General features: G+C 46.7%; 25 protein-coding genes. 9 read left to right on the top strand and 16 right to left on the bottom strand.

All coding sequences use genetic code 11. The features are described from left to right. Nucleotides 1-114: 114 nt before the first annotated feature. Nucleotides 115-1,326, top strand: coding sequence for an MFS transporter (locus tag WD312_02740; GenBank protein MEX2564005.1), 1,212 nt, complete (start codon nucleotides 115-117; stop codon nucleotides 1,324-1,326). Between the two features lie 81 nt (nucleotides 1,327-1,407). Here the strand turns inward: WD312_02740 and WD312_02735 are convergent, their stop codons facing one another. The 3 genes from WD312_02735 to WD312_02725 all read right to left on the bottom strand — a co-directional run bounded on the left by WD312_02735 (nucleotide 1,408) and on the right by WD312_02725 (nucleotide 4,007). Beyond that, on the bottom strand, nucleotides 1,408-2,220 hold the full coding sequence (locus tag WD312_02735; protein MEX2564004.1) for an SAM hydroxide adenosyltransferase: 813 nt from the start codon (nucleotides 2,218-2,220) through the stop codon (nucleotides 1,408-1,410). Nucleotides 2,221-2,375: 155 nt separating this feature from the next. Then, on the bottom strand, nucleotides 2,376-3,134 hold the full coding sequence (locus tag WD312_02730) for a SurA N-terminal domain-containing protein (protein ID MEX2564003.1): 759 nt from the start codon (nucleotides 3,132-3,134) through the stop codon (nucleotides 2,376-2,378). A gap of 96 nt (nucleotides 3,135-3,230) precedes the next feature. Further along, a complete protein-coding gene (locus tag WD312_02725; GenBank protein ID MEX2564002.1) occupies nucleotides 3,231-4,007 on the bottom strand; it encodes a hypothetical protein in 777 nt (258 codons plus the stop codon). 106 nt (nucleotides 4,008-4,113) lie between these two features. On the opposite strand from WD312_02725, the gene WD312_02720 reads away from it, so the two are divergent. Then, nucleotides 4,114-4,314: a carbon storage regulator gene (locus WD312_02720; GenBank protein MEX2564001.1), complete on the top strand. Its 201-nt coding sequence runs from the start codon at nucleotides 4,114-4,116 to the stop codon at nucleotides 4,312-4,314. A gap of 134 nt (nucleotides 4,315-4,448) precedes the next feature. After that, complete coding sequence (locus WD312_02715) at nucleotides 4,449-4,874, top strand: PPC domain-containing DNA-binding protein (protein ID MEX2564000.1); 426 nt, start codon at nucleotides 4,449-4,451, stop codon at nucleotides 4,872-4,874. A gap of 23 nt (nucleotides 4,875-4,897) precedes the next feature. Here the strand turns inward: WD312_02715 and WD312_02710 are convergent, their stop codons facing one another. The 4 genes from WD312_02710 to WD312_02695 all read right to left on the bottom strand — a co-directional run bounded on the left by WD312_02710 (nucleotide 4,898) and on the right by WD312_02695 (nucleotide 8,200). After that, nucleotides 4,898-5,860 (bottom strand): trypsin-like peptidase domain-containing protein, encoded by a 963-nt coding sequence (locus tag WD312_02710; protein MEX2563999.1) that lies wholly within the window; start codon nucleotides 5,858-5,860, stop codon nucleotides 4,898-4,900. Continuing rightward, nucleotides 5,844-6,689, bottom strand: coding sequence for a PD-(D/E)XK nuclease family protein (locus tag WD312_02705; GenBank protein MEX2563998.1), 846 nt, complete (start codon nucleotides 6,687-6,689; stop codon nucleotides 5,844-5,846). Before WD312_02705 ends, WD312_02710 begins: the two co-directional genes overlap by 17 nt. 138 nt (nucleotides 6,690-6,827) lie before the next feature. Further along, the gene (locus WD312_02700; protein MEX2563997.1) at nucleotides 6,828-7,226 is read right to left on the bottom strand and encodes a hypothetical protein; all 399 of its coding nucleotides are present in this window, start codon (nucleotides 7,224-7,226) and stop codon (nucleotides 6,828-6,830) included. A gap of 110 nt (nucleotides 7,227-7,336) precedes the next feature. Further along, complete coding sequence (locus WD312_02695; protein MEX2563996.1) at nucleotides 7,337-8,200, bottom strand: deoxyribonuclease IV; 864 nt, start codon at nucleotides 8,198-8,200, stop codon at nucleotides 7,337-7,339. A 125-nt stretch (nucleotides 8,201-8,325) separates the two neighbouring features. Between WD312_02695 and WD312_02690 the strand changes: the two genes are divergently transcribed. After that, nucleotides 8,326-8,808 (top strand): hypothetical protein, encoded by a 483-nt coding sequence (locus WD312_02690; GenBank protein MEX2563995.1) that lies wholly within the window; start codon nucleotides 8,326-8,328, stop codon nucleotides 8,806-8,808. A gap of 85 nt (nucleotides 8,809-8,893) precedes the next feature. Here WD312_02690 and WD312_02685 read toward each other — a convergent pair whose 3' ends face one another. The 4 genes from WD312_02685 to WD312_02670 form a co-directional block, all read right to left on the bottom strand. After that, a complete protein-coding gene (locus WD312_02685; protein MEX2563994.1) occupies nucleotides 8,894-10,051 on the bottom strand; it encodes a DUF2914 domain-containing protein in 1,158 nt (385 codons plus the stop codon). Between the two features lie 72 nt (nucleotides 10,052-10,123). Beyond that, nucleotides 10,124-10,501 carry a peptide-methionine (R)-S-oxide reductase MsrB gene (gene msrB / locus WD312_02680; GenBank protein MEX2563993.1) on the bottom strand — a complete coding sequence of 126 codons (378 nt, stop codon included), beginning with the start codon at nucleotides 10,499-10,501 and terminating at the stop codon, nucleotides 10,124-10,126. A 7-nt stretch (nucleotides 10,502-10,508) separates the two neighbouring features. After that, nucleotides 10,509-11,630, bottom strand: coding sequence for a Xaa-Pro peptidase family protein (locus WD312_02675; protein MEX2563992.1), 1,122 nt, complete (start codon nucleotides 11,628-11,630; stop codon nucleotides 10,509-10,511). Nucleotides 11,631-11,665: 35 nt separating this feature from the next. Then, a complete protein-coding gene (locus tag WD312_02670) occupies nucleotides 11,666-12,220 on the bottom strand; it encodes a M48 family metallopeptidase (GenBank protein MEX2563991.1) in 555 nt (184 codons plus the stop codon). Nucleotides 12,221-12,847: 627 nt separating this feature from the next. On the opposite strand from WD312_02670, the gene WD312_02665 reads away from it, so the two are divergent. Beyond that, nucleotides 12,848-13,579: a hypothetical protein gene (locus tag WD312_02665; GenBank protein MEX2563990.1), complete on the top strand. Its 732-nt coding sequence runs from the start codon at nucleotides 12,848-12,850 to the stop codon at nucleotides 13,577-13,579. 32 nt (nucleotides 13,580-13,611) lie between these two features. After that, on the top strand, nucleotides 13,612-13,947 hold the full coding sequence (locus tag WD312_02660; protein ID MEX2563989.1) for a hypothetical protein: 336 nt from the start codon (nucleotides 13,612-13,614) through the stop codon (nucleotides 13,945-13,947). A gap of 89 nt (nucleotides 13,948-14,036) precedes the next feature. Here WD312_02660 and WD312_02655 read toward each other — a convergent pair whose 3' ends face one another. From WD312_02655 to WD312_02640, 4 genes are all read right to left on the bottom strand, one after another. Continuing rightward, a complete protein-coding gene (locus WD312_02655; GenBank protein MEX2563988.1) occupies nucleotides 14,037-14,279 on the bottom strand; it encodes a hypothetical protein in 243 nt (80 codons plus the stop codon). Nucleotides 14,280-14,338: 59 nt separating this feature from the next. Continuing rightward, complete coding sequence (locus WD312_02650) at nucleotides 14,339-15,217, bottom strand: M14 family metallopeptidase (GenBank protein MEX2563987.1); 879 nt, start codon at nucleotides 15,215-15,217, stop codon at nucleotides 14,339-14,341. A gap of 43 nt (nucleotides 15,218-15,260) precedes the next feature. After that, complete coding sequence (locus tag WD312_02645; GenBank protein MEX2563986.1) at nucleotides 15,261-16,175, bottom strand: M14 family metallopeptidase; 915 nt, start codon at nucleotides 16,173-16,175, stop codon at nucleotides 15,261-15,263. An 81-nt stretch (nucleotides 16,176-16,256) separates the two neighbouring features. Beyond that, nucleotides 16,257-16,670: an NUDIX domain-containing protein gene (locus tag WD312_02640; GenBank protein MEX2563985.1), complete on the bottom strand. Its 414-nt coding sequence runs from the start codon at nucleotides 16,668-16,670 to the stop codon at nucleotides 16,257-16,259. Between the two features lie 73 nt (nucleotides 16,671-16,743). Here WD312_02640 and WD312_02635 point away from each other — a divergent pair, with 73 nt between their 5' ends. Further along, entirely contained in the window at nucleotides 16,744-17,634 is an 891-nt protein-coding gene (locus tag WD312_02635) for an ATP-grasp domain-containing protein (protein MEX2563984.1), read from the top strand. Between the two features lie 130 nt (nucleotides 17,635-17,764). Here WD312_02635 and WD312_02630 read toward each other — a convergent pair whose 3' ends face one another. Continuing rightward, entirely contained in the window at nucleotides 17,765-18,001 is a 237-nt protein-coding gene (locus WD312_02630) for a hypothetical protein (protein ID MEX2563983.1), read from the bottom strand. Between the two features lie 289 nt (nucleotides 18,002-18,290). On the opposite strand from WD312_02630, the gene WD312_02625 reads away from it, so the two are divergent. After that, the gene (locus WD312_02625; GenBank protein ID MEX2563982.1) at nucleotides 18,291-19,616 is read left to right on the top strand and encodes a sodium-dependent transporter; all 1,326 of its coding nucleotides are present in this window, start codon (nucleotides 18,291-18,293) and stop codon (nucleotides 19,614-19,616) included. 117 nt (nucleotides 19,617-19,733) lie between these two features. Beyond that, on the top strand, nucleotides 19,734-20,189 hold the full coding sequence (locus tag WD312_02620; GenBank protein ID MEX2563981.1) for a hypothetical protein: 456 nt from the start codon (nucleotides 19,734-19,736) through the stop codon (nucleotides 20,187-20,189). The last annotated feature ends 277 nt before the right edge of the window (nucleotides 20,190-20,466 follow it).

Here is a 20,466-nt window from a genome sequence, read left to right as displayed (position 1 = left end):
TTTTGATACGTGCTCCACCGCCTGAACTCGTTGATACAAAGCAATACGTTTTCAAATCAGAGTCTTGTGATATTCTTTCTCTAAAAGCGTCGGCTACGGCACTCTATCAAAAATATGCAGTTATTTCATTTCTACCATCATCACCACGCGATCAGAAATTTGCTGAAAGATGATTTCTGGTTGTTTGAACTCTCCATCTGGCTGCATGTTATCGCCCGTTCACTGATCACCATTTTTATTCCGATCCTGATGTATCAGATGGGCTACTCACTTAATGCCATTATCGGCTACTACTTCCTCTTCCACTTAATAAACGTCCCCCTTAACTTTCTTGCCGGTGACCTTATTCGTCGTATTGGCGCTCGCTGGGTCATTGTCTTATCAAATTTTGCGATCATTGGATATTTTATTGCATTTGACTTTCTAACAGTAGACAGCTTCGTGATCCTTATTGCCCTCGCCTTTCTCGGCGCTCTCTACGACGCACTGTACTGGGTTGCCCACCTTTATCTGTTTATCAAAAGTAACGATGACCCGAAACAGACCAACGGCAAAACCGGCGCCCTCTACAGTGCCAAGCAAGTTGCCACCATGATGGGGCCGATCGCCGGCGCGATCATTCTTGCCTTTGGTAGTCAAACAATGCTACTGGCAGCAAGTATCACGTTGTTCTTCGCTTCGATCATACCGCTTATCTATGTGAACACATTTTCTGACAAGCCAACCCAATGGGACCGTTTCTCTTCCTTTTTGAATTTTTTCAAAAGTCCTGTTGAGAAGAACAATTTCATTACCAATGGATTGTATTCGATCCATAACTTTTCAGAATTAGTTCTCTGGCCGATCTTTATTTTCCTGATCTTTCAATCTATCGAATCCGTAGCGGTAATACCGGTACTGATCGCTGCTACGACAATTATTTTTTCTCTCTTTACCCGCCGTATAAATGCCCGAACCCGGGAAAAACTTATCATGACCGGCGCTCTGGCGCTTGCCTTGATCTGGGTTATTCGCATGACCATTGACTGGAGTCCGTTTTACTACATCAGTATCGTACTTGTCGGTATCTTTGCGCTCTTCGTCAGTATTCCGCTCGACAGTAACCTATTTATTCGCGCTCGACGTATTGATCCGCTCAAAACAGCTGTACTCAAAAACGTGACCGCGATGAGCGTGAAGCTTTTCCTCTTTGCCGGCATTTTTCTTTTTGCGAACGTCTTCGAGATCGCCTTCGTCATAACTATCGCCGCACTGTTGATACTGGCAGCAGTTAACTTCTACTTTATGACCGCCGACAGCGAGGATTTTGATGCCATTCTCGGTTAACCAAACCGATCCGGGGACGCTCAACACCCACTAAACAGCTCAACCGACGGTTGAGCTGTTTAGAACTACTCCCTGTGTGCGCTACAGAAGCACTGAATCACCTACGTTCGCTGATATCTCCTTAGCAGCGTTCCCGCCCTGGGTTGCGATCTCTAGAAAACGAGTCTCTTTAAAACCGGAGCTGCCGACAATAAGCGCAGTCTCACCGTCCGGCACGCTCTTGAGCGAGTACCTATATCCGATCGGTCCGAACTCCGTCTCTATCGGCTCATCTGGTCGATGCTGTATATCTTCCGGTGTCAGAGTTGTCTTACAGTTACCAAAACTGTCGATCCACCAGATGACGTTGTTCACATCCGGAACACCTTCAAGTGACTTAGGTATAGAGGTAACATCCCCGTGTTGATACAAGTGCACAGCAACACGTGGAAGAAAATCAAAACTTCGAAACTGTGACCCCAGAATTTTCCCGGGAGCGTATGAAATGGTTGTATGGTCAAGTTCATCCGTAACCACTTTTTCCATATCGATACTATTGATCGTATCTACAATACCCAGCTTTTTAACAAGCGATAGCATGGCTCCATCGATTGTTGTTACAACCAGTGTTTCCCGGTAACGAAAGTAGCCAAAAGGTGTTCCATTATCCCACCGGTCGTGCGCATCACCATTCCGGGGAGCAACATTGCCCATAACAATACCCGGACGACCCTCAGACGCGTCTAGTATATCAACAAGATTACCAGCAGCTTCGAGTTCTGCTCGTCTATTTAGACCGCTTGTAAGCCGAGTAACGCCAGAGAATGTGCCGGTATCCAAAAGTGACAAAGCACGTGTCATCATGCGGTTGATCGCATTATCGTCCTGACAGTCAGTTATTGCGGTAATGAACATGGTAGATCAAATTAATGTGAACGAGTACTTTTAAATAATTGGCCACACATCGTGTGAGTTGATTCAGTATACCCTCTTTCAATACAGCCACCAAAGCAAAACGCCGTTTGTTACGGCGTTTTGCTTTGGCTATTCTGTCTTTTAAAGTAAAAGTACTAGAGGAGCACTTCTATATCAGCATCCTGTCGCAATTCAGCAACAAATGCTTCGTACACCTCTCCTTGCTGCTCTTGTTCTAACTGAGCTCGTACCTGTGGCTCTACTTCAGAAAGCTCTGGAGCCTCCTGTCCTTCTCCTGTTCCGGCAACAAGCTCATCATAGCGAGCCTGCACATCCTCATCAGACACTTCACCAAGCCCTGCTCCTTCTGCTTGTGCTTCAAGTACCGCCTGAACAACAAGTTGCTTCTCAATATCTTCTCGTACCTCTGCTTCTGTTACAGACTGACTCTCGAGAAAACTATTAAATTCCTCCTCGTCACCAAACTGAGATGAGAACCGCTCGTACTGTTCGTCTACATCTTCAGAAGAGGCAGTAATGTTGTTCTCTTGTGCGTACTGAACTATAAGCTCTCGTTCAATAAGGCTATTAAGTAGCTGCTGTCTTATTTCATCAGTAACCGTTTGGCCCTGTGCCTGAAATGACTGCTCTACATTCTGTAGCTGTGCATCATACTCGGCCCGGGTGATCTCCTCACCATTTACCACCGCAACAGCGGCAGATGGGTCAGCGTTTGTAGACATATCGCCGCCAAGGAACCACATAGCAGCACCGATGATAGCAGCTATAACTACGACAACGATCCCCCCGATCAACATTTTATTTGCGCCGCCTGAGTTTGTCGGAGCGCTCTGTTGCTCACTCGACTGTTTGTCTTGTGTTACATCTTGTTGTGTTTCGTTTTCCATTTCCATGTTTATGATCTCTATTTTATAAATAAATCTTAGCGGTAACCAACCTACTGACTACTGGTACACTATCATATCACGTAATAGTGAGAAAAAAACCGATTAATCCACAAGCCGCTTAGCATGTGTTCGAGCGATTTGGATCTCCTCCAGAGACAGCTCATTGCCGTATGCCCCTTGAGACATAAGCCATTTTGATCGTTGTGTATGGCCTAAACCAAAAAGATGACCGATCTCGTGCGCCAGTGTTCGAAAGTCAAAATGACTAACTCTGTCGGCAACAGCGAGACCCTCCGTTCCACCGAAAGCAACGCCGTTCAGACCCGAAAGTGTACCTGTTAAAAATATATTTATCTGTCGGTCATTATATTGAAAGACGCTTGAGACGAACGCTTGTGGATCTCGATGAAACTGATCTATGTCAAACGGACTCACTTCAAGACGCTGAACACCGGACAGGGAAAAGCGTATATTAGCCTGCGCCCAGATGTTACCGGCATTCTCGACCAATCGTTCGGCGTTTTCTATATCTCTTTGTGTGCCAAAATTACTGGTATTAGTTGTTACCAGGAAAACGTGTACCGGCACTGTTACTAGTTCCGATTCTACTTTCGAGGGTATAGGTTCCTGGCGAACACTTTGTGGAGTCTCGCGCAAAAGAAAGGCTTGATACGCTCCGGAAACGTACAACAAACCACCGACAGCAAGGCCAGCACCCACAAAGCGAATAAACGGCCAGACCTGCTCCCAAAAACCCGGCGGCCTTCCTTCTAATTCCGGGTCCGGCTCAAAGAGTCGCTGATCCGGAAACTCTTCCCTATCAGGCTCGGTCTCCGTCTTTCCTTGTCTACTTTTATTTTTTTCCGAGCGGTCCTGCATAGAGTCCAGTATACCTGTTTCTTGCATATTTAGGAAAAATCAGTATAGTTATTTACCTTTGCCGAGTGATTTACACGGACGATGTACCTTTTACAAGGAGGGAGTTATGCTGGCCCTTACCAGAAGAGTGGGAGAGGAAATTGTGGTTGGTGACCCGAGAAATCCGATCGGCGTTATCCGAGTGGTTGAAGTTCATGGCGATAAAGTTCGCCTGGGGTTTGACTTTCCAAAGGATGTCGAGATAAACCGCCGAGAGCTTGCTGAAGCAAAAAGAAGAGAAGGCGTTGCGATCGAGGACCTGCTGTAGCTAAGGCAACTCAAACCAGTGACCCACCATACGCCCTGAGCGTATGGTGGTTTTTTAATATCTCTTGTTTTTTACGATATACTTAACCTAGCTTTTTACACTTATTACTAGTCTCTATCCCAATACTTTTGAACATGTCGTACCAACACACTACATTTGGTTATATTATTCGCATCCCTCAGGGCGACGGGATCAAACAAACACTTGAAGAATTTTGTGCAGATCAAAAAATCAATGGCGGATCGTTCTTTGGTATCGGTGCCGTCCGCTCAGCAACGATCGGCATGTATCACATAAATAATTTTGAGTATACGTATTCTGATATCACAAAACCTCACGAGATCACTAACCTCACAGGAAATGTAGCTCTCTATGACGAGACGCTACTGATACATGCGCACATCACACTTGCCGGAGCAGATCATCAAGCATGTGGCGGACACCTCAAAGAAGCTATTGCGGAGCCAACGTGTGAGATAACACTGTTTACCCATGACCCTCTTCAAAGAACCTACGATGAACGCTCATGCCTACCGCTCCTCGACCTTCCAAATAACTAACTTTCGTTTAGTTATTCTAGATTCTAGAGAGACGTAACAGGCAGAATTCGCGCCAAAGATTCCACCTGACCAACCACCACCAATGTCGGCAAGCCGATAAAGCAACCTTCTTTTACAAGAACTGCCGCCCCGCCGGAATTACCGCGCTCTATCTTGGCGGACGTAATATAGTAATTTTCTTCAAACCCGGATAGTATCCCGTCTGTTGCGGTTATCCCGCTTTTGGAACCGGTCGCTGGATAGCCGAGTATAAGCACTCTTGAGCCAAATGACGGCGGCTCACTACAGACTCTAACGCCCGACGCCTCTGCCACAAGCTCAGCCGGCTGATCAGACAAGGTAACATAGGCGATATCGAGTGTGCCTGAAAATTCGGCTGACTCAGGTTCTACACGCAAGCCATCACCGATTCCCGGCACAGCCAATTCGCAATTTACCAGTGAATGACCCTTCTGGACCAACACATGCTTATTTGTTATGAATTGCACTTCTCCCTGCCGAAGCACGGAGACCGCAGAGGCATTTGAACGCGAGGTGCCCCCATCATTATTACGAAACACGCATTCTATTCGGGCGATACGGGGCTCCCACTCCTGAACAAGCGCACTAAGCTGCTCCTCGCCTATCTTTCCATCCAACTCAACTTCGAGTTCACCGACCTGCTCTCTGGTCTGACTCAGCACACGTTCAGTATTTTCTCGATTTTCCTGAGCAAGAGCTAGCTTCTCTTGAAGTTCTTGATTATTTTCAATGATCGTATCGAGCGCTAATTGGGCCTGCTCAAGTGATACGCTAGTAGTTTGCAACTCCCCTGTAATGTCTGCCAAATCCTGCTCAATACTCGCTTGTTGATCGGTGAGTTCATCTACCGTGAAGGCAAGAAATCCGATCGCGACTACTACACCTACAAAAATACTCGCGATCATCACCGCAAGCACCACCTTGCTTTTCACTCGTCCTGTCACACATTTAGCGAGATACGACATACACGTCTTTATTCATCTCATTTGAACCAATACAGGTCGCTTCGCCCACAATAATTTTCTCAAATGAACTACAGGCAAAACAGCTGCCGCCCTGCGGGCAAGAAAGATCCTTTGCTTCTCGTGCTTTTTTTAACTTTCTTGACTCAGTTAAAACTTGCTCAAATGCATCCTCGTATGTCGGCAACTCTTTTTCATCAAGAGTATCTGATCGATCGAGATACCAGTAACTCGCCTTTGCTACCGAACGTTTTTGTAAATTACGTGCAAGCAATAAATACATCGGCAGCTGCAACGATCTGCCCTCTTCTTCTCGTTTACCGGTTTTAAAATCAATTATGTGGACGCTGTCTGTGTCCTCAAGATACTCGAGCCAGTCGATACTTCCGCATAGAATAATGTTATCCTCCTCAGAAAGATAAAAGTTTGGTGGCATACCACTCGGCGTCGGAGGAATGCGAGTTGCTTTTCGTTTTAATGCGCCCGGATGCTCAACAACTCGTTTGATCATAGATCTACCTCGTTCTTTCATTTCTACTTCCTCCTCAATGCTTATAAACCCACCTTTCTCGCCACTGATCGTAGACCAGTGGCGCTCAAAAATATCCATGATCGGCTGATCGAATCGTTTTTCAGCCGGGACGTTCGCCAACGGCTCGATCGTATTGTGCACAACCTGACCAAGTGCAAGGTGCGGGGTCATCTCAGAGATCTTGCGTCGCGTTTGCGGATCTTTATACATATACTGTAGGTAATAGGCTCGCGGACATTTCAGGAACGTACTTAATCCTGAATACGATACCCACACCGCACTGTATTTATCTTGACTCATAGAAGCATCATACCATATCACCCACTCCACTAACTCAATACAACCTCACACACATCAAGAGAACATGCGCTAGACAATAGCAAAAACCGCCCACTAGCGAACGGTTTTTACATCTTTGCTCAATGACCGAGTCAGTGGTTAGAACAAAGCAAGTCCAAATGAGAATGATGCCAGATACACACCGACCATGATCGAGAAGATGCCTCCAACAACATACCATTTAGGTTTGTTAAAGTACTTGATCATTCGCTCGATAACACCGTGGGGAAGGACCATATTCATGATACCTTCTACCACCATTAACCATCCGATAATAGTTACAACCACCGCCCAATCAGTGACCCATACGTTGTGGGTAATAACAATAAGCAGACCAAGCGCAAGCTCAGCAAACGCAACGAGCATAAGCGTACCCGGCCTTGTCTGGATCTTTCTCACGATCGACATCCAGCTCTTCTGTCTCACCAACAACGAAATACCAACGATGAGTAAATAAACGCTGGCTATTTTTCCGAGTAATTCTGTTGAAAATTCCACAAGCAATGTACATTATATAATAATCTCTTCTTTCCTCATTATATAACCTTTTTGTCAATATTGCCGAAGGTATAAGTGGATAACTATTTTATTCAGTGTCGTCTCACATCTCAGTGGACAAAAGCTTTAAGTCGATCTAGATTTTCTTTGTCAGGTCCACCGCCGCTAAAGCCTGGTGTCTCAATTATAAACGGTCTATCATTAACACGAGTGCTGTTTATCAGTGCCTCAAAAACACCACTTCCCACACTACCTTCACCAATGTTCTCGTGACGATCACGCAAGGCGCCGAATGTATCGCGACTATCGTTTACATGCCACAGCTCAAGCAGATCCAGTCCGATCAGTTGATCGAACTTGTCCAAAAAAGCATCGAGCTTTTCCGGCGAAGAGATGTCGTACCCCGCAGCGTGCAAATGACAAGTATCAAGGCAAATCTTCACTCGTGGAGAATTGAGTTTCTTCACAATATAACCGATCTCCTCAAGCGACATGCCTATCTTGCGCATGCCCATGTTCTCAATAATGAACAAGATGTCGTCAGGCGTCTCTGTAAGTATTCGCTCAATACTTTTGAACAGAACGTCATACGCTGCTTCTTCTGCGAATAATCCCTGATCATTTGTTTCTCGTACGCCGTTTTTAAATGAACCAAGATGGATCACGCTTCCGCGCACATTGAACTTATGAGCTATAACAAGTTCAGCTACCAGCGCGTTAATAGATTTCTCTCGGTTTTCCGGACTTCCAGCTAGATTGATCATGTACGAGGCGTGAAAATATACCGGATCGATATCATATTCTTTACGAAGTTCTAGGAATGTTTGCTTATCCTCCTCAGTAGGATTACCCGGTCGCCAATTTCGTGGCGCAGACGAAAAGATCTGAAGACAGTTACCGCCTATTTCATGTACCTCCGCAACGCCTGTCGTGTAACCACCCGAACTGGATTTATGTGCTCCGATTCGTAGCATAGTACCAGTAAGTGTAGCATATACATCCTCCGGCAAGCCCTATTGACACAACACGTTTTTATAGGTAATGTATAACTAAACACGTTTGATTTGTACTTTTGCACATTTTACACGGGAGAATAAAGATGAGAATTCTTGTCCCTGCTACCGTGGCGACACTGATGTTCCTACTGGGACTCCATACAATGGCGTACGGTCAGACAGGCAACGACCAGAAGGTCAACGATCTCGAAGACCGCGTCCAACAGCTTGAACGAGAAACTGCTGTCCTGAAGGAGCGCATTGAGTATCTCGAGCGAGGTCAGCACAGTGATCGGAACGATCGACGAGTTCGCCAACCACGCAGCACGATTACCGTGAGACCAGAACGAAGTTTATACCCGATCGAAGTGCGGACTGATCGACGCTTTGGTCGTGAACGCCACACTGGAAGATTTAGTGACCGTCGTGATAACCGGAACTGCGTTTGGGAAAGTCACGATCGTGATTCCCGCTGGGACTCTGGTCGGCGCGACTACGGTGACCGACGAGACCGTAACCGGATAAGCTACGACGATGATCGAGATTATCGTCGACGTGATCGACGTGATCGTCGATACCGGCACTAAGCAGCGACCTCATCGCCTTCTCCCTCTCCCCCTGCGACACGCTCGCAGGGGTTTTTCATTATATATTTGTAAGCACAGCACACCTCTACTCAATAATCCTTGTCTCAAGATCAGGAGTACCGGCAACTCGAATGGCATTGAACCTGATCCGCCCGATCAACTGTCCGCTTGGCGTCTCTACGTCTACCCGCCAACTACCAGGCGATATACTGTCTTTGCGAGAATAACCACGGAAACCGCCATCTCGTCCGCCGATAACTGCAAACGACACCCGGTTCTGACTAATCCAGCGCGACGTCTTCTCGTTATAAAAGTACCAGTGATGGGCCACCTCGGTTTGAAGACCGGTTGGAGCAAAGACGGCACTAAAAACATACGCGTCATCTCCCTCTATCACATGATGGTCATCTGAGAATGAAAAGAAGTTATACCAGGGACGCGGTTCGGTAATTACGTTGTACCCACCACCATCAGCACGAGTGATATGATGATGCACACCGATATCTTTCAATGACAGCGGGATCGGAGGAAGAATGTTCGTAAAGTAGAAAACATTAACAACAGCAAAAATGCCGATAATTGCTGCCAAGAGGCCGTTTTTGCTTTGATTAAATCTTGTCGGGATAATTGATCTCAAGAAGTATAGAAATCCAAAGATCAAAACAAACGAAACGATGCCACTTAGGAGAAACACCCACCACCCGATCGCACCGACCAGCATTGGCACGGAGAAGATAGCGTATGAATATAGTGCAAAGAAGAAAACAGCTACTTGAAACGACAGTCGTATATACTGTTTACGGAAAAACTCGTTACCGACCATGAGACCGACCAACACCAAAAACCACGGCCAACTGGCGGTGAAGGCGCCGCTTCGCATATAGAAAACTGAAAAACCGCTGAACAACGCACCGAATGCGAACTGTATAATAAACGGCGTTGGCGCATGCAGATAGCCAAGCATGCGATCGACAAAGCCGTTCTCTCGGACCATACGATGATAGGTCCAGCTTTCGTAGAAGTGAACGAACGTAATACCTGCTGCTGCCAACACAAGGTACGCTAACAAAACAAGGTTCTCGTACAGCTGATCGATCCTGGTCAAGGTGAGGAAATCAAATATAAAACCCCCTAAAAGAGCGAGCGGGACGATTACTCTTTCATTGCGCTCAAACCACGCCTGCCAACGGGTCAAACGTCGTTTAAATCGTAGGCCGAGTGATTGTCGTAGACGTTTGAACATAATACTTCCTATCATACCAGAAATGGGCGGCCTTCTTGTACGTAACTCCTATTCTAACTATTTATCTATTTTTTACTTCAAGCAAACTGCATTAATACAGTAACGCTTACCGGTTGACTCTTCCGGCCCGTCATTAAACACGTGACCCAAATGAGAGCCGCAATCCGCACACTGCACTTCGACTCGCTTCTCGAGGCCGGAATCGTCTTCATTGAAGATCACTGCTCCCTTGATGGCTTTATCGAAACTCGGCCAGCCGCTTCCACTCTCGAATTTTGCGTCAACGGAAAACAACTCGCTGCCGCATGCGCTGCACGTATACACACCTCCCTCATTTTTTTCAATGAGTTTCCCTGAGAAAGGTGGTTCGGTCCCCTGCTCACGCATCACCCGATACTGTTGTGGAGTAAGCAAATTGTGCCACTCGGCATCTGTTTTGTTGTGTTTCATATAGGTTTTAGATGACCCATTCATCAACCTGATCGTCACAAAGTGTTACGTACCCGTCATCCGTAATGAGAGCAACGTCTTCGATCCGAACGCCACCGCTTTCAGAATAATATAGACCCGGTTCAATGGTTATAACATTACCCGCCTCAAGGGTGTCCTCACTGCTTGCTGAGACCGCGGGTGCCTCATGCACAGCAACACCAAGACCGTGTCCGGTCGCATGAATAAATCCGGAATCTTCATCTGTTATAAAACCGTGTCGCTCGAACACTGCAGCGGCCGCTTTGTGCACCTCACGAGCAGGTACCCCGGAAGCCAACATGCCAAACGCGACCTGATGCGCTTCATGTACGGCCTGGTACATCACTCTAACACGCTCTGATGGCTCTCCTCTAATATATGTCCTGGTCATATCACCGTAATAACCGGTATGCTGATCTCGGGGAAATATATCAACAATGATCGGCTCGTTCGCCAAAAGCGCCCCGGCACCACCATGGTGAGGCATCGCGGTCTGCGCACCGCTCGCGACAATAATGCCAGAATCGCTCACCATGTCTCGATCAAACAGGAACTTTGCAACCTCTCGTTTAACACGCTCGCTCGTCAACACTTCTCCGGCAAGCATAAGCTCGCTATTTCTGATCGATGCCTCCTGTAGCATGCCCTCGACAAAGGCAAACGCATCAGCGGTATTTGTCAAACTCTTGCGCAGAGCGTTGATCTCACCATCTTTCTTACAAGCTCGACCCGGGAATAGCGATGAGTCAGGCTTAAGCGCAATAGAGTTCTTCCTAAGATAGTCCGCCATCTGAACCGGGAAGCTCGCCGGCACAGTTATAGCTTGTTCCTCCAATCCGTACTCTTTTAAAATAATCAGAGCCACTTTTAAGCGTAGAGGATCATCTCCTTCAATTCCCTTTGCTCGATCGATAAAAGGTTCAAGCTCGATCGCGGTTAAGCTCGGCACAGAGTTCTGCTCAGTAAAAGCGCCATATTCAATCTTATTCAAAAAAACAAACTGCTTCCCGCTGTCCTGCTCAAGAAAAAATACCGGATCATCCATTGATCGTCGGATGGCATAATAGAGATCCGCATTCTGTGTTGTATCGAAAATAAATGTTGCCATACGTACTATATTTTACTATATGGGTATGCATTTTGTTACTCCTGATCAACTGTATCGCCTTGAAGATGAAGTTCTTTATACAGCGTTCGATATCCCGGTAATGCCTGTCCGACCAGCGCCCAGAAACGTTGTGAGTGATTCATCTCTTTAAGATGACACAGTTCATGAACAACAAGATAGTCTTGCAGCCGCTCCGGCAAAAACAATATCTTGTAGCTAAAATTCAAATTACCGGAGGCGCTACAGCTCCCCCATCTCGTTTTTTGGTTGCGAATTGAAACGCGATGATACGTGAACGCATACAAGCGATTCCATTGCTCGAGTTTTGCATGAACGAGTGCCCGGGCCGCCTCTTTATGTTCCTCGTAATGATGTTCGTCTGTAGAAGTAAGGTCCGGATCGGCACCTGTTGTTATCGCCCGAACTTTTTCAAGAACCCATTCTTGATTTTTCAAAAGGAACGCCTCAGCTGTTTTCTTCCGTGCCCACCACGGTTTGGTCACCACAACAGTACCGTCTTGATGAATGATAATTCTCATTCGTTTCGCTCGTCGCACACGGCGAATAGTATACGTAAGAGATTCACTCATTCGTCTATTGTAACATGAGCTAATATACGTAACTGACTGCGTGTCTTCTCACTACCTTATCCACATCTTTTATTTTGAATTGCCTAATTCCCTTCGATATAATAGACGACAGTTGTCACCATGAGAGGGGCAACTACCGACGTGATGAATGAATTGTTGGATGAGGATGAATGATAGAACGGTGCGATCAGACCGACTCTGTAAGGGCAAAAACCTGATCGGTGAAGGTGTGATCTTATCCATTCTGCGCTCTTGCTCCAGGGCCGCCTACTCAGACGACCTTGGAAGAGAAAACTCCCCAAATTTAATGAAAAGCTTGATGAAATAGCTTCATCGACAGCCGCCTAAAACCTCCGGTCTGTATGGCAGAAGTGAAAGCTGAGAACTCTCACCCCTGCCCCGAGGCATAATGGAGCAAAGCGCGTGTACCTTGTGCACAAGGTACACAGAAAACACGTATCGGATAAACTGATACGTGTTTTCTTTACGGTTTTTTACGTGTTTTTTTACACGAGACTGACTATCCACACAGAAAACCTAACGGAACTATGCAATAATTGCCCAAGCGACAGTACGTATTCTTGTACACGCAACATAGAATTATCAAATAATAAGATGCCAACATACATGACACACCCAGAGAAACCAACACAGACAGTGTTATGTGCACTCCTCGGTCTTGCAGTGCTCGCACCTTCGATCGCAACAGCTCAGCCTACTAAAGCCACGCCAACCGAAAGAAGAGCAAACGCACAGGAAATGCAAGCAGAGCACGCTCGCGAACGACCCGGCACTCAAGCCACTTCTAGTCGTGAAGAAGCTCGAGAAGTTCGTGACGAAATGAAGACAGCTACCGGCACTCGAGGCGTAGAAATGAGAGAGCTTGCCAAGGAACGCCGCAAGTCTATCCAGGACCGGGTTACAAAGCGACGAGAAATGTTGCTTCAGGAACGTGAGGAACGCCGAGCTGACCTTGATCATCAAGCAAAGGATAGAGTCCTTCTGATCCTTGAGCGCTTGAGCGGGAATTTACGAAACATACTTGATAACCACAGCAACATACTTGATAAACTTGAAGAGAGGCTGGCGAGAGCAGAAGAAAACGCAAGCGACACAACTTCAAGTGAGGCCGCTCTAGCCGATGCACGGGACGCGATCGATACCGCACACAACGACATCGAGGTGACCCTTACTGCAATACAAGATGAACTTGATGGTACCGCATCAAACCTCAGCATTCGTGCGTTCGTGCTTGAGGCCAGGGACAGTGTTCATCTATCCAAAGAAGAAGTTGTGAGAGCTCTGAATACATACACGAAAGACATCTTGCCCAGTGATGAAGAGAACAAAGAAAATTAATTATTATCTACATATAAGTAAGCACACAAATCATGGACCAGACGGACAATCAGCCACAAAACAATGAAATGCAGGACGATCAACCGATCTCTGAGAGACCTGAGCAAAATAGAGCACCGAAACAAGATCAGATCGACGAGCAACTACTGGCCCACGATCCAGAACCTGAGAGCAATAGCAAGGGAAGATCTGTTATCGGCATTATTGTAGTTGTTATTCTTCTCATTGGCCTTGGTGGATTTTACTTTTGGTTGTCTTCAGGAGAAACATCCCTTGATTCTACAGAAGACCTGGAAGAAGAACTTAGAGGCACCAACGATGATGAAATTTACGAAGACCTTAATGCTATCGACGAAGAGTTCGAATAGACCGAGATCTTCTATCTACCTTTCTAGACCGAGAATATTAAAAAACTGCTTGACCATTGATCTGGAGTCAAGCAGTTTTTTGTTGATCGTTAACCGGTTACGTCAAGTGTTCCGCCAAGCCCGTTGTCCGATGGTCCGCTGTCTGCTTTCGAGCTATTGCTATTATCCTCTTCGATTACCTCATCTCTCCCCCTTCTTCCCTGTCGTTCGTGGTGTTTCTGTTCCGGGTTTGCGCTCGTCTTCTGTTTTTCCGGCACCGGAGAAACGGGCTGTACCCGGTCACTTGAATTTTCAGGTCCGGTATATCCGGGAGGTATTTTTGGTATTTCCATAAGAACTTTACGTTAGATAACGGTGACGGATACACACCCCCACTATCTAATTCCGACCCTTACTCAACACTTCGAAGGATCGCTTCTACCCCGGCTTTGTTCTTTTCCCACTCCAGATCTTCATGCGTACTGAGTTCAACCGTAATCGATGGAACACCGATAGAAGCCAGCCAGCCCTCCACATCGCCGGTAATAGGATACGCATCGAACGACGGCACTGCGGCATAGCCGGCAGCGTCAGCGTACGTATTCATGATCTCGAGCGTTCCCGGAAGGATTCCGTCATTACACTCGGATCCGTAAACCGCCCCGGCCGCACTGTGCCAGAAGATCACCGCATCAGGATCTGTATTTTGAACAAAGGTGCGGATCGCAATAGCTTCCGGCTCTGAGAACGCTTCGGTACCTGCGCTCACAGTCTCGCCACGCCAACTACTCTCAGGCGCCCAGTTACAATCAAAGTTCCGATTGAGGTCAACCCCATTCGCATTAAACCGACCTTCTGTCGTCTGCTCCGTAGGCGGCGCATCAGCTGCAGCAAATCGTCCGGTTGTTGTACCCATAACACGTGCCAGCCCGTCAGGATTCGCCGATGGAATAATAGTAACACGCACATCATCTGGTATCACCTCGGGGTACTCCTCCAGATGATCCATCATTTGATACGCCAGAAGAATGCTGTTCCATTCATATCCACCGTGAATACCTCCGACAAACGCAACATGTTTTTCACTGTTTCCAAACGTATACGCCTCTATCTCACGGCCTTCTACCGATGTACCGATCACGCTACGCACCGGCTCGTCCCTTGTTATCTCCGGTGTTGACGTTGCAGTTTTGGCCGGCTCTGAATCTCCGGGAAGAAGGAGAAACAAAATAATAAGACCGAGTCCGACACAGGCAACAACGCTAATAATGACCCATGTTTTTTTATCCATTTTTATAGATTCCGATTTATTTCTTATGGCTTACAGTGCGTTGCTAGTTTTCGTACCGCTCAAACAATGCCTCAATACCCGCTCTATTCTTGCTCCATTCAGCTGAATTATGTGATCCAAGCACTACACTAATAGCCGGGATACCTTGCTTAGCCATCCAATCAACCGCGTCTCCGGTAATGTCATAGTATCCGAACGTTTCCTGTGCGGTGTACCCGGACGCATTAGCGTAGGTACTGACCATCTGCTGTGTTTCCGGGAGTGAATCGTTGTTACAGCTTGAAGCAACTACCTCACCCGCCGCACTAAAGAATACGACCGCTGCGTCAGGTTCGTTTGAACGAATATAGTCTCGAAGTGCCTGACTTTCCGGTTCAGAGAATACGCTGTCTCCGGCATCAACTTCCTGACTTTGCCATGTGCCGGTAGACTGCCAGTTACAATCGAAGTTACGATTCAAATCTACATTGTTTGCGTTAAACCGACCGGCTGATCGATCTCCAGACGGAATATCAGACACTGAGAACCGACCCGTTGTACCAACAACTTCGTTCAGTCCGTCCGGATTCAAGACAGGGATAACAGTTACCTTCACATTCTCCGGAATAACATTCGGATTCTCTTCCAGCCAATCCATTACCTCGAACGCGACCAGTGCGGTATTTGCGCTATATCCACCATGAACACCACCCACAAAGAGTAGTTCCGTAGAACCATCGCCGTACTGATACGCCATAATGTCACGATCACCCGCAGACGAACCGATGACTCCACCATCTTCATCCAGTCCAACTCCATCTTCCTTATCGGTTGTTGTGCCTGTTGAGTTCTCATCATTTTCACCATCTTGCTCGGTATCAGGTTCAGTAGTGAGATCACTGTTAAACCAACCCTGCGTCCAACCGAATACACCCAAAGCTATCAGAACGATCACTAGTATTACGATAAATTGTTTCATTATATATAAGGAATTAAGTAATTAATAAAGAACCTGACAATTAAGCAATATTCTAACACAAATACCAGAGAAGATACTGCACTACCAAAAAGATCTATTCGCTTGAATTATATCTAAAACTGTCAGCAAGATCTTCTCGGGCAAAAAACGTACTGTTTGTAGCTGGTCCAAAGAGATCCACTGAAAGCCAATATGCTTCTCTTTACTATGAACAGCCTCAACGATATCAAGCTGCGCCAAATATACATCACACCGCTCCTGTATCTCTCTGCCGTTTTGCGTGAACTCGTTTTCAAAGGTTGTCACAAATCTTGTTGCGATAACTTCCCGGCCGGACTCCTCTCGCATCTCCCTTTTCAACGCCTCTTGTGAGGACTCACCATCTTCAACATGACCACCGGGTAAGTAAAGATGTCCGTGATCTACATTTTTACACAAAAGTATCTCATCTCTTCTACAGATAATTCCGCGTGCTATGTATTCTCTCTTATTCACATCCTAATACTAGCATACTGACATATACCGCCTTTGTATTCGCCTAACTGTATATGATTTGTATAATGACACTATGAACATTACCTTGATCGGCAACCCTACCGGACACGACGTACAGCGACTAGCAGAAGAGGCAGAGAAACTTGGCGTGACATTTGAAGCTGTTTCCGTTTCGTCTTTGATACTGAGCGAACAGAACAATGTGTTCGGTCTCTTTGATGCTAACGGACGAAACGTTACTAACAGCGACTGTTATATTTTTAGAGGGATCGGCGATGCTGACAACGAGGTTATGGTTATCGCAAAATATCTACAGCGACACGGCGCGACTATCATAGAGGAAAACACAGCGAACGGATCGATTAGCATGGACAAGCTATTCTTACGTGCGGCTGACCACACGATACCGATGCCGAATTATCTTATGATCCAGAACGCACAAGCACTCGAGAGCGTCACGCCTACCCTTGTCTTTCCTGTGGTTATGAAATCCACGATCGGAAGCATGGGGCGCAACGTTATTTTAGTAGAAAATGCTGCGTCACTCTGTCAAGCATATGACAAACTCGGGCCACGAGTTATTCTCCAAGAATATCTCCCGGTAGACCACGATATTCGTGCCATCGTTATTAACGGTCAGTACATAGACTCATACCGGCGCACGAGAGATGACGGAGAATTCAGAATGAATCGACCGGGTAATCACAAAGACCATCTTCCTCTTCCTGATGAAGCGATCAGCATCTGTGAGCGCGCAGCACAGTACCAAAACATAGAAATAGCAGGAATAGACCTTACGCATTACAACGGAACATGGTATGTTCTTGAAGTGAACACTTCTCCCCAATTTCACATGTTTGAAACATATACCAACAAAAATATAGCAAAGTTACTATTAGAGTACGCCGTATCAAAAACAGCTGCGAATGCTTCGCTGTCACATGTCTCAGGTTCTGAAAACTAATTTACACCACCTGCTACGACCTACAACCCCAACCACACAACACATCTAAGCTGAAGGTAGTGTGAGAGTCAATACAGAAAAATCACCCACAGTACTGTGAGTGATTTTTCTAAGCGTGAGAAAATGTCACCTATCGCTTTCTTCGTGTACTTGTCTTCTTGCGAGCTGTTTTTCTTTTTGCGGTCGACTTTTTCTTAGCTGGTTTTCGTTTTGCAGCTGCTTTCTTCTTTGCAGGCTTTCGCTTCGCTGTTGTTTTTCGTGCCGTTGACTTCTTCTTTGCCGGCTTTCGTTTTGCCGACGTCTTACGCGCGCTCGACTTTCGAGCAGCGCTCTTGCGCTTTGAAGTTGATTTCTTTTTTGCTGGCATAAGGAACTGTGGTTAATTGCGCCGTGCCTGCCCACAATCGGACAAACAGGTGCGCGTTCTTCTGCAGTCGACCGCACTTCGTTGTATCCATGAGTGTGCTGGCAGCAGAAGATTCGTAATGGCCCGAAAACGTCGTCTTCTCTTGTGGCGTTTTCTTGCTACTAATTATAACACGCAACACATTACTTTTATTACAATAACAATGTGTGGATAAATAAGATATGAGTAAACACTCATATAATTCATCGTGATATACTTTTTTAACTAACGTATAGTTAGCCAACACTTCATGAATCTATTTCAATCCTTACGAAATGTGTTTGGTGAACACCGAGTGCAGTGGAGTTCTGAGCGTGCATTTGTGTACGCCACCATTGCTGCCGCTGTTGGACTGGGTAACATCTGGCGCTTCCCCTACCTAGCAGGTGAGAACGGCGGCGCTGCCTTTGTTATCGCATACCTTATTGCGGTTATTTTTCTTGGAACGCCTCTTATGATGCTGGAGCTTTCGGCCGGTCGGCTTCAGCGCGGATCTCCGGTGCGTACTTTTCGCAGGATCCTACGGCCGGCTGGCTGGTTTGGATGGCTCGTTGTAGGTCTGACTATTATCATTATGAGCTACTACATCGTAATTACCGGCTGGACACTCGCTTACGCGATCGGGAGCTCAACAACCGGCATTAAACCGTTCTCTGAATTTCTCTCAGGCTACGACTCTCTGCATTACTTTATGATCGTTTCGGGTCTGACTGCTCTCATTGTTATTGTGGGTGTACGAGCGATCGAGATCTTTGCAAAGCTTCTTATGCCGCTTTTAGCGATCATTGTATTCGTACTCACAGCGTACAGTTTAACCCTACCGGGAGCCGGCGAAGCAGTTTTATTTTTATTTAATCCTGACCTTGCCTCATTCGCACAGCCATCGCTTTGGCTGCTTGCGTTCGGGCAAGCTTTTTACTCTCTTGCTGTCGGTCAAGGATACTTGATCACGTACGGAAGTTTCCTTCCTCAAAAGACGAACATTCCACGGGCCACCTTTTTTGTCACCATCGTCGAGACCTCCTTTGCGATCGTGGCCGGTCTAATGCTCTTTCCGCTGGTATTCACTGTTGGTCTCAATCCCGACGAAGGAACACGCCTCGCATTTGAGGCGCTGCCTTATGCATTTGATTTTGTGCCGTACGGAGCAACTTTGGCTATTCTATTTTTCTGGTTATTTTTCTTAGCCGCCTTTAGTTCATGTGTTGCGGGGATGGAGGTTGTAAAGACAGCGTTCAAAGAGGAGTGGCGCCTAAGCGATTGGAAAGCTGTATTTATTTCTTTTCTTCTGGTGTTCCCTCTTGGCACACTCGCAGCCCTAAGTTTTTCACCGCTTGAGCTAACTGTCGGCGGCACACCATTTCTACAAGTTCTTGATCTCTTTGCCGCTAACCAGATCGTGGTTGCCTCAGCGATCGTCGGTGGGGCGCTTATTACGTGGCTACTTCCACGAGCAACTCTTGTTGATAATCTAGGTACTCCGTGGCGTAAAACTGCTTGGTGGGTCATTACGTCAGTTCGCTACCTGCCGCTCATCGCGCTTGCTCTCGTTCTTCTTTCGTGGTTTTGGGGCTAGTATGTTACCTGCTGTTGTAGTGTCAAAATATATTGTCCACAGCTTGCAATTTATGCACAAAGGTCTATTGTATAGACAGAAACGGATTTATATGGTTCTTACGCAAAGGAGAAGCAGATGTGTGCGCTATGCGGCGGACTGGGTTTTAATGTGCATCATGGCCTTGAGGAGGAGTTGCCGGACACGGACGAGAAAGAAGTGGTCCTACTACTCCCACCTTCCGGATCCCCCCAGGAATGGTCGAATGTCATCGAAAAACTTCAAAAAAAACGAGTTATCGCCATCATCGGCACTTCATTCACTACCGCCTTCATCGATCAGTGCGCCAAGGGTGGGATCGCGGCCTGCACTGTCAGCCTCAATGCGCTAAAGCGAATGAGGGCAGACATCAACGCTCACCCGAATGTTGTGTGCATTAACTTCGATGAAGACCTCTATCTTGAAGTGGCAAGCACCGACAACAGCCGACTGCAAACCGGCCAAGAGCCGATTCGTTACGAGCTCCCCCTCAACGCAACGGTCGTCTTTGAGAACACTCGTCGGCACCGTCACACACAAGCTACTGTTAACTAGTGGCTGTTTCTTCCCCTCCGCCCCGATACGAGCAACGCCCAGCTCGTATCGGGGTTTTATATTCAAAGACAGAAGAAAGCACCCAAATATTGTGTCAGTAGTAGTTGACAAAAGCTGTCAATTTGCTACACTACTATCAGTTGAACACACACATTTGGGATACACGCAGAGCGGTTTGAGATCACCTAAACGATCTTGCCATTCTGTAGCAATACATCCCCTTTTAACCCCGCCTTGAGCCACCATTACGGTAGAGCTCGGCGGGTTTTTATATATA

The organism is Candidatus Paceibacterota bacterium (assembly GCA_040905715.1).
Classification (GTDB): Bacteria; Patescibacteriota; Minisyncoccia; order Phycocordibacterales; family CSBR16-193; genus JBBDHZ01.
Note: the sequence above shows the minus strand (reverse complement) of the source record. Positions and strands in the feature narration are given on the sequence as shown.

Excerpts from the sequence above, each read along its gene's own strand:
- WD312_02740 (MEX2564005.1), top strand. The coding sequence starts at position 115 with ATGCAGTTATTTCATTTCTACCATCATCACCACGCGATCAGAAATTTG.
- WD312_02735 (MEX2564004.1), bottom strand. The coding sequence starts at position 2,220 with ATGTTCATTACCGCAATAACTGACTGTCAGGACGATAATGCGATCAAC.
- WD312_02730 (MEX2564003.1), bottom strand. The coding sequence starts at position 3,134 with ATGGAAATGGAAAACGAAACACAACAAGATGTAACACAAGACAAACAG.
- WD312_02725 (MEX2564002.1), bottom strand. The coding sequence starts at position 4,007 with ATGCAGGACCGCTCGGAAAAAAATAAAAGTAGACAAGGAAAGACGGAG.
- WD312_02720 (MEX2564001.1), top strand. The coding sequence starts at position 4,114 with ATGCTGGCCCTTACCAGAAGAGTGGGAGAGGAAATTGTGGTTGGTGAC.
- WD312_02715 (MEX2564000.1), top strand. The coding sequence starts at position 4,449 with ATGTCGTACCAACACACTACATTTGGTTATATTATTCGCATCCCTCAG.
- WD312_02710 (MEX2563999.1), bottom strand. The coding sequence starts at position 5,860 with ATGTCGTATCTCGCTAAATGTGTGACAGGACGAGTGAAAAGCAAGGTG.
- WD312_02705 (MEX2563998.1), bottom strand. The coding sequence starts at position 6,689 with ATGAGTCAAGATAAATACAGTGCGGTGTGGGTATCGTATTCAGGATTA.
- WD312_02695 (MEX2563996.1), bottom strand. The coding sequence starts at position 8,200 with ATGCTACGAATCGGAGCACATAAATCCAGTTCGGGTGGTTACACGACA.
- WD312_02690 (MEX2563995.1), top strand. The coding sequence starts at position 8,326 with ATGAGAATTCTTGTCCCTGCTACCGTGGCGACACTGATGTTCCTACTG.
- WD312_02685 (MEX2563994.1), bottom strand. The coding sequence starts at position 10,051 with ATGTTCAAACGTCTACGACAATCACTCGGCCTACGATTTAAACGACGT.
- msrB (MEX2563993.1), bottom strand. The coding sequence starts at position 10,501 with ATGAAACACAACAAAACAGATGCCGAGTGGCACAATTTGCTTACTCCA.
- WD312_02675 (MEX2563992.1), bottom strand. The coding sequence starts at position 11,630 with ATGGCAACATTTATTTTCGATACAACACAGAATGCGGATCTCTATTAT.
- WD312_02670 (MEX2563991.1), bottom strand. The coding sequence starts at position 12,220 with ATGAGTGAATCTCTTACGTATACTATTCGCCGTGTGCGACGAGCGAAA.
- WD312_02665 (MEX2563990.1), top strand. The coding sequence starts at position 12,848 with ATGACACACCCAGAGAAACCAACACAGACAGTGTTATGTGCACTCCTC.
- WD312_02660 (MEX2563989.1), top strand. The coding sequence starts at position 13,612 with ATGGACCAGACGGACAATCAGCCACAAAACAATGAAATGCAGGACGAT.
- WD312_02655 (MEX2563988.1), bottom strand. The coding sequence starts at position 14,279 with ATGGAAATACCAAAAATACCTCCCGGATATACCGGACCTGAAAATTCA.
- WD312_02650 (MEX2563987.1), bottom strand. The coding sequence starts at position 15,217 with ATGGATAAAAAAACATGGGTCATTATTAGCGTTGTTGCCTGTGTCGGA.
- WD312_02645 (MEX2563986.1), bottom strand. The coding sequence starts at position 16,175 with ATGAAACAATTTATCGTAATACTAGTGATCGTTCTGATAGCTTTGGGT.
- WD312_02635 (MEX2563984.1), top strand. The coding sequence starts at position 16,744 with ATGAACATTACCTTGATCGGCAACCCTACCGGACACGACGTACAGCGA.
- WD312_02630 (MEX2563983.1), bottom strand. The coding sequence starts at position 18,001 with ATGCCAGCAAAAAAGAAATCAACTTCAAAGCGCAAGAGCGCTGCTCGA.
- WD312_02625 (MEX2563982.1), top strand. The coding sequence starts at position 18,291 with ATGAATCTATTTCAATCCTTACGAAATGTGTTTGGTGAACACCGAGTG.
- WD312_02620 (MEX2563981.1), top strand. The coding sequence starts at position 19,734 with ATGTGTGCGCTATGCGGCGGACTGGGTTTTAATGTGCATCATGGCCTT.